This is a genomic window from uncultured Clostridium sp. (genome assembly GCF_963527835.1).
In the GTDB taxonomy this organism is placed as follows: Bacteria; Bacillota; Clostridia; order Clostridiales; family Clostridiaceae; genus Clostridium.
Map to the genome: position 1 here is coordinate 223047 of NZ_CAURTC010000002.1, position 7912 is coordinate 230958.

The window sequence follows — 7912 nt, forward strand, 5'->3', positions numbered from 1 at the left end:
TTTGACCTAATATCTGCATTATGAATTAACTTTAAATAAGAAATACCTATTCTTCCATACTTTCTGTATTTAAGCCTTTAATATGATAAAAATTCAAAATAATATTTGTCATTTCTTTAGGAGTTTTTTCTGCATCATCCTCAATCCATCTTTTTAGTACAAACCATAACCCCCCTGCCGTAAAATGATTAAAATAACTGTTCTCCGATACAAAAGTTAATTTTTTTAATTCTTCATTTGTTGCCATTGAATTTAAGTATTTTAAATGTAAATCAAGCAATATTGAATATACATTATTATCTATGAGCTTTTTTAAAAACTCTTTACTTTTATACCAATATTCAAAATATGTAATAAGTAAATCATTCAATGTTACCTGCTTTTTAGCTGAAATTATTTTTATGAACTCATTATACAATCCATCAACGTGATATTCTAATATAGCTTCCTTTGTTGCAAAGTTCCTATAAATTGTTTGTCTAGCTAAATCAACATTTTCTGCAATTTCTTTTAAAGTAATCTGATTATAAGGTTTTTTGTCCATTAATTCGATTAATGAATTTACAATCCACTTTTTTGATCTTAAAGTTATAGGATTAACTTTTTCTTTAAATTGACTCATTTGTAACCTCCGCTCTTATTTGTACCATTTATTGCATATTATTGACTTAATACTTTACAATATTATATGATGAATATATAAGTGTTACAAGTGTACCTTTTGTAACATGAATAACATTTTTCGGAGGTGAACTCTATGCATAAAATAGCTGTTGTTGTAGATAGTACTGCTGTAATTGATAAAGAATTATTTGAAAGTAATAACAATTTATATTCACTACCACTACAACTAATAATTGATGATAACTCTTTTAAAGACGGAATGGATATAACTCCAAGCGAATTCTGTTCTAAAATGAATGAATGTATACATATTCCAACTACTTCACAGCCCTCTATTGGAGATGTTTTTAAACTTTTTGAAGAAATAGTAGATAAATATGATTACATCATATACATTACAATTAGCTCTAAATTGAGTGGTACATTTCAAACTGGAATAGTAGCTAAAAATCAAGTTTCAAATGATAAAATAATTGTTTTTGATTCTCTTTTTACATCAACTATCCAAAAACAGATGGCAAGCACAACTTTAGAATTAATTAAAAATGGAAGTTCTATTAATGATATTTTAAAAAACCTTGAATATATAAGAGCAAATTCAAAAATATATTTAGTGGTAGATGATTTATCTCATTTGCATAGAACTGGAAGAATATCTTTGTCTGCCGCATCTTTTGGGAAGTTACTAAATATAAAGCCAATTTTATCTTTTGAAGAAGGTAAAATAGTATTAAAAAACAAAGTCAGAACCATGAATAAAGTATATAATAATTTAATTGAACTAATAAAAAATGAAAATTTAACTTTGAATTCAAAAATTATTATTGCTCATGCAGATGGTTATGATTCTGCATTAAAATTAAAAGAAAAAGTATTGGAAATATATCCTGAACATACAATCTTAATTGAAGAACTATCACCTGTAATAAGTGTACATACGGGTGCTAGAAGTTTTGGAATATCGTGGATATACTAATATCATGTTAAATTTGATATTAGTAAAAGGTTGTCTTAAACTTTAATTTTGGACAACCTTTTTATTTATTGTTTAAAGTACTGTAAGTGTTTTTCTTATTTAATTTAGATATAAATTATTTCTACTCCTGAAAAGCTAATATCACCAACTAATGTTAAATTATTTGTTGTTATTTGATTATTTCTATTTTTTTCACTAACAGAACCCAAAAATACATTAGTTTTATCCTCAACACTCCAAGTTTTTGGTATATATAATTCTATTCCTGAAAAAGAAGCATGAATTCTAACTATAGCATTTTTATTACTCATAGCTGCATTATCAAAATACAACTTCATCGCTCCAAAAGAACAATCAAAATAACCTTGCTCGAACTTGTCAGTATTTATATATTTTATACTAGCACCAAATGAATTCTTAAATCTAACATTACTTTCATCTTCTACATTAATTTTCTCAAACTCATAGTCTTCACACTTATGATTGTGATTACCCCATTTAATATGTTTATGAAAAATCATAGAAAGACCAATGCTACCAAATAGTGCGGCCATCAATACAGTCCAAGGGGTAATCGCTGTAATTCCTAATTCTTTATCATATATTATGCAAATAAATGCAATAGGAAATAAAATACCCGAAAAATTTAAACTAAGTAAACTTTTCACAATAACTACTACTAAAAAAACTGTTAACAGTAAACTAAATACATTCACATCTGGGAAGTATCCAAGTTTACTTATAATCAAAAAAATGCCTACTAATATAAATAAAGCTCCCCAAAAAATTCTTTCTTTTTTCATATCATTTCCTCTTTTCTAATAATTTAATTTTTAAAGGTTTATAATAATATCTTGAAACATATATCTGTTTGTGAGTATTTTCAAATTCAATCTTACTTGATGATGATAGACTACGTGTTATGGAGTAAATATGATTTGTATTTAGAATTGTTGATTTTGAAACTCGCATAAAATATCCTGGCAATAACTCTTCAAGTTCATAAAGCTTATATTTTACATTATAAATATTGTCAATGGTATGTGCACAAATGCTATTTTCTTCAGTATCAAAAAATAAAATTTCTTCCAATGAAAGATAATACTCAGTGTTACCTTTGTAAAAAGTTATACACTTCTTATTCGATAACATATCGCCAAGCATAATTTGAATATTTTTAACATCTTCACTTAGTTCATTACATCTAATAATCACTTCATTTTCTCTAATTTTATTATCTACTTCAATCCGTATTTTCATATTTTCACTCCCCACATTTTTTATTATATTAATTACTTCTTTCCTTGTAAATATAACAACAGTAAGTGGTTAGTTATTGCTTGTAAGTGGTATGCTTTTTAATATCAATACATTGCTCACTTTATCCTTTATTTATGGTAAGGTTCTCCGTATCGGTAGCAAATGATATGATTTTTAGTTCACATTTATTATGATTATCAAAAAAATCGCATAATTCACACTCTCTTGAATTATGCGATTTTTAAATCTAAAACTATTGGTAATCTATAATTCTTTCTTCTTTGATTTTTTTCTATTGGTGCACTGATTTCAGCTCTATAATATAATACATTATCTGCTATTATTTAAATATTCTACATCAATTGCATATAATCCCCCCCTTATATCTTTACGTATAATTAAGTTTATATCGTTTTGTAAATAGCATCACATTTAACTCTAAATTTTACGCGTAAATAAAAACTGTATTTAGCAACGATATTGTTTCCTATATCTCTACTAAATACGGCCTTGTCTACCTTATAGTAAATTTATAAAGTTTCAATCTCAACTTTTATTGCTGTAGCGCCTTCCAATTGAATCCACTTCAAACTTGATTTAAATTCTGAGCCAACCTTATCTAAATTGCATATATTTTCTATAACATAGGCTTCTCTATTTTCAACATATTTATCTATTGCTAAGTGATGTTTTCCATGCTGTATTCCACTTAGATCAATGCCTATTAATTTTACATTAGAATCTAATAATTTATCTACAAGCTCATCAGTTAAATATGGATTTGATTCAGAATTAAAATATTCTCCACTTCCATATCCATAATTTTCTAAATATCCAGTTCTAAATATTACAAAAGAATCTTTTTTGATTGATACATTATCTAATATACCAATATCTATAATATCTATATTTCTAGCATCTATTACACTAACATCTATTTCTGATGGTAGCTCAATACTTGATAAATTATAACAATCTATATGAGTTCCTATATGTTGTCTTTGATGTGCTGGTTGAGAGTCTCCCCATTTTAATATTTTCTTCGGAATATTAAATTTCTTTAAATGTAAATTCATGTTATTTATCTCCTTCTGATTCTATTATTTTATCCAAGTAGTTATTAAACTTTTTTAGGAAATTAGCTACAATTTCTTGCTCTTCTTTATCTATATTTTTAAAAAATTTATTATTTCGCTCTTCCCACTGCTTATGTTTTATATCATGATGTTTGTATAATTCTTCTCCTAACTTTGTTAACTTAAAATATATTTCCTTGTCATTCTCAGGCTTTTTATATTTATCAATAAGTTTACTATTTGAAAGTTTTTTGCAAAGTTTACTTATAGCACCTCTTGTCATATTCATACTTTGAGATATTTTAGTAACATTAGGGTTCTCTATTTTGCCTATCAGATCTATACAATGTATTTCTGAAACCCCATACTGTTCATATTCACCTCTAAATGCTATTTTCCCTAAAATTTCTTCTTTTTCATATATCTCTTTAAAACTTCCCATAATACTATTAATGTTATCCACTTCAAACACCTCCCTATTAATTTTAATAAAATAATGATGTTGTTTTTGTTTCCTTGAATACAATATTATTATATTTTTGTTTCTCTGTCAACAATATTCAAAACTCAATTTCTATAATAATTCAAATTAGTCTATTTAAGCTAAGTTCATGTTTTATTAGGTTTCTTTTGACTATCTATACCTGTTATTCCATTGTACAAATATAATCGCCTTACAATCATATACTTGTTTAAATTGTCTACTACATTTCCTGTGTTTTCTTCTATATTTCTCATACTAAAAGATATACTTCCTTCACCCTCATCGTAAGTTCTATTTATAGTTATCTCTTGTGCTATATCTACATTACCTATATTTTGACCTATATATAACCTAACACCTGTACCTTCTACTAAATCTGACCACCACTTTATAAGCTTTCATAAGGACTATTTTTATTTTCTATAAACTCTTTCATTTGTTATTTTGGGTTATTTTATATTTTATTCTAATCAATACCATATACAGTTGCTATCCATACTCCCCTAAGTTCTACTTGTTTACAATCATTTCTCATATCCTCACACTCCTATAAAATAGTATGATGATTTATTGTAAAGTGATAATAATACTTAGAATTTTTATAATATATTAAAAACCGTATCACAAGTAAGTGATACGGTTCATTCCTTAGAATACACTCTATTTAATATCGAAACTAACCTATTTTTATAGACATCATAGAAAGAGAACCATGTTCTATTCCCGTGAATATAAACTCAACCTTATCTCCTTCTTCCATCAATGCAGCAATATATAATAAAGGTAAATAGTGTTCATCAGTTGGAGCAGAAAGGAAGGCTTCTCTCCCAATCGCTTTGTAATTAATTAACTTATCATAATCACCTTTAATAACAGCATTAGCTACAAATTCATCAAATTCAGCTGCCCAAGCATAAGGACTGGCATCTTTATCTGCTTTCATTTGTCTTAAATTGTGAACTATATTACCACTACCCAAAATTAATATACCTTCTTCTCTAAGGTTAGATAGTTTTTTACCTAGATTATAGTGATACTCTTCATTTTCTAATGCATTTAAACTTAATTGAAATACAGGTACATCTGCCTTGGGAAATATATGTTTTAATACACACCATGCACCATGATCTATTCCCCAAGTATCAATTAGTTTTACATTATAATCTTTTAATTCTTCAAATACCTTATTTATATAAGGCTTTGCTCCACTAGTTGAATATTTCACCTTATATAATTCTTCAGGGAATCCATAAAAATCGTATATTTCTTTAGGCGAATCTTGTTCAGTTATATAAGTTCCATTAGTTACCCAATGTGCCGATATAACCATTATAGCCTTAGGCTTATCTAATTCTTCACCTAATTTATTTAACATTTTAGTATATGAATTTTCCATTATCGCATTCATAGGGCTTCCATGTCCTATAAATAAGACTGGTTGCTTTTTAACCATATCTAACCACCACCACTTATTAATTTGATAAAATGGAACCTATATAGATTCCACTCTATCTTATTTTGTTTTATTCTTACCCAAATTCCATATAAAAAATCTTACTAAGTAAAAGTTTATATTTTCACACTATTAAATCATACTTAATTTAACTATCATCTTACAGTTACACCTTATAATTTTTTTTATATAAAATGAAACCGTATCATAAGTAAGTGATATAGTTTTTAGTACATCTCTTATTAGTATTGATCAATAAAAAATATTACACTTTCACTTCTGAATAATGTGATATTTAAATCTGCATTTTATTTTTGCTTGTACCTGTTAATAGAAAAATGTAGCATTATAAACTTCGGATTATTTCATTGATAGTCCTTTATCTATTGCATCCTGAATTATTTGATGACAACACTTTCCTAAAGGATTATTCTTTTGGCATTGTGGATTACTCATTGCTCCAGTAATCTTTAAAATATCTTTCATATTAGTAGCACCATCTTTTATTACTGCATTTATAACTTGTTCTTCTGTTACTTTGCTACAATAACATGCATATTTAGGATTGGCATCTTTCTTAAACCATATAGGAACTTTCAATTGTTGTTTATTAAATTTTATATTAGATTCTATATTATAGTAAGCAATATCACATTCCTCACTCATGCATAAAAAATAATCATTATCACCAATTTGTTTTGTTAACTCATCAATTACCATATGCTTTACTGTAATATTTTTTACAGGAGTACCTTGTTTTTTACATACAGGACACAAGTTGTTTTTTTCAATTATCATTTGAATCTACCCCCTTTCTACTTTCTATACGTCTTTCACAATATGTTACTATTATGAATTGATTATAACATATATTGTAAATATCAAATCATTCAATTTTCAAAGAACACTACATTTATTAATTACTTTACACTATCTAATATACATAGTCAGTATTATAATTTATCATTAACATTTTTCTTAAAACAAAAGAAGAAGGAGAACCTCCTCCATTATCTTGACTTGGTTCTCCTCTATTACTTAAATACATTATTAAGTTCTATTGATTCAATCTCTCTTGCTTTATTTATAGTAATTTTTGCTCTAATATTACCTTCATTTAAATTTATAATTTCATTTAATGTTCTTGGATAACCTCTATAAAGGAATAATCGTGTCACTGTTCCAAGTAAAGTTTTCTTATCATTTAATTTTATAATCCCAACTAACTTATGATTATGCTTATTTAATCATCTACAAGTCCTTTAGTTGCAGGACTTCCTATTAATCGTCCTTTATAATCAAATCTTGATCCATGACATGGACAATCCCATGTTAATTCATCTGCATTCCAATGAAGTTGGCATCCTAAGTGAGCACATTTTGTTGATACAACAAATTCTTTTCCCTCATTATTTTTGTAAACTCCGACCTTCTCTCCATTATATTCGACAATTCCAGCATGCCCATTTTCGATATGTTCTATATTGCTGCTTGGAATATATATTTTTTGTGCAATAAAGTTCTTAGCTGTTTCACTTATATCTTTAGCAATATTATTTATTGATAATGATAAATCAAATCTTTTGGGAGAAAATATTTCTGAAAAATCATTTTCTTTTCCTAATATCATATCTGATATTATCATAGCTGACACCATAGAACTTGTCATTCCCCATTTATTAAATCCTGTGGCAACATATATATTAGGGGTTTCATCAGAATATTTGCCTATGTAAGGTATTCCATCCATAGTCATACAATCTTGAGCTGACCAATGATACTTTTCTTCTGACTTTGGGTATAATTCTTTTGCAACCTTTCTTAACTCATCATAGCTTCCACCATTTTCATTTTCTCCTGTTCTTTGCTTTATACCTCCTAATAATAGTAAACCTTTATAAGTTCTAAAGGAATATCCATCTTTATCAACATCTATATACATACCATCAATTTCATTTACATTTTCTAATGCTATAACATAGGCTCTTTCTTGATGCATTTTCATAAAATAATATCCAGGTGCATTCATTATTGGATAA

General features: G+C 26.9%; 11 protein-coding genes. 1 reads left to right on the forward strand and 10 read right to left on the reverse strand.

The features are described from left to right. Window positions 1-46: 46 nt before the first annotated feature. On the reverse strand, window positions 47-622 hold the full coding sequence (locus RYM86_RS02365; protein ID WP_315077412.1) for a TetR/AcrR family transcriptional regulator: 576 nt from the start codon (window positions 620-622) through the stop codon (window positions 47-49). 135 nt (window positions 623-757) lie between these two features. On the opposite strand from RYM86_RS02365, the gene RYM86_RS02370 reads away from it, so the two are divergent. Then, window positions 758-1600 carry a DegV family protein gene (locus RYM86_RS02370; protein WP_315077415.1) on the forward strand — a complete coding sequence of 281 codons (843 nt, stop codon included), beginning with the start codon at window positions 758-760 and terminating at the stop codon, window positions 1598-1600. 104 nt (window positions 1601-1704) lie between these two features. Here RYM86_RS02370 and RYM86_RS02375 read toward each other — a convergent pair whose 3' ends face one another. The 9 genes from RYM86_RS02375 to RYM86_RS02415 form a co-directional block, all read right to left on the reverse strand. Beyond that, a complete protein-coding gene (locus RYM86_RS02375; protein WP_315077418.1) occupies window positions 1705-2403 on the reverse strand; it encodes a LiaF transmembrane domain-containing protein in 699 nt (232 codons plus the stop codon). A gap of 1 nt (window position 2404) precedes the next feature. Continuing rightward, window positions 2405-2860, reverse strand: a complete 456-nt coding sequence (locus tag RYM86_RS02380) for a LytTR family DNA-binding domain-containing protein (protein WP_315077420.1) — start codon at window positions 2858-2860, stop codon at window positions 2405-2407. A 530-nt stretch (window positions 2861-3390) separates the two neighbouring features. Next, complete coding sequence (locus RYM86_RS02385; RefSeq protein ID WP_315077422.1) at window positions 3391-3936, reverse strand: cyclase family protein; 546 nt, start codon at window positions 3934-3936, stop codon at window positions 3391-3393. 1 nt (window position 3937) lies between these two features. Continuing rightward, window positions 3938-4408, reverse strand: coding sequence for a MarR family transcriptional regulator (locus tag RYM86_RS02390; protein WP_315077425.1), 471 nt, complete (start codon window positions 4406-4408; stop codon window positions 3938-3940). 137 nt (window positions 4409-4545) lie between these two features. Continuing rightward, window positions 4546-4674: a hypothetical protein gene (locus tag RYM86_RS02395; RefSeq protein WP_315077428.1), complete on the reverse strand. Its 129-nt coding sequence runs from the start codon at window positions 4672-4674 to the stop codon at window positions 4546-4548. A 422-nt stretch (window positions 4675-5096) separates the two neighbouring features. Continuing rightward, entirely contained in the window at window positions 5097-5873 is a 777-nt protein-coding gene (gene ygiD / locus RYM86_RS02400) for a 4,5-DOPA dioxygenase extradiol (protein WP_315077430.1), read from the reverse strand. Window positions 5874-6233: 360 nt separating this feature from the next. Further along, window positions 6234-6671: a Csac_0668 family 2Fe-2S cluster-binding (seleno)protein gene (locus tag RYM86_RS02405; protein ID WP_315077434.1), complete on the reverse strand. Its 438-nt coding sequence runs from the start codon at window positions 6669-6671 to the stop codon at window positions 6234-6236. 236 nt (window positions 6672-6907) lie between these two features. Continuing rightward, window positions 6908-7051 (reverse strand): hypothetical protein, encoded by a 144-nt coding sequence (locus RYM86_RS02410; protein ID WP_315077437.1) that lies wholly within the window; start codon window positions 7049-7051, stop codon window positions 6908-6910. Between the two features lie 65 nt (window positions 7052-7116). Beyond that, window positions 7117-7912 (reverse strand): FAD-dependent oxidoreductase (locus RYM86_RS02415; RefSeq protein WP_315077438.1); only part of this gene is annotated, 796 nt, incomplete at its 5' end.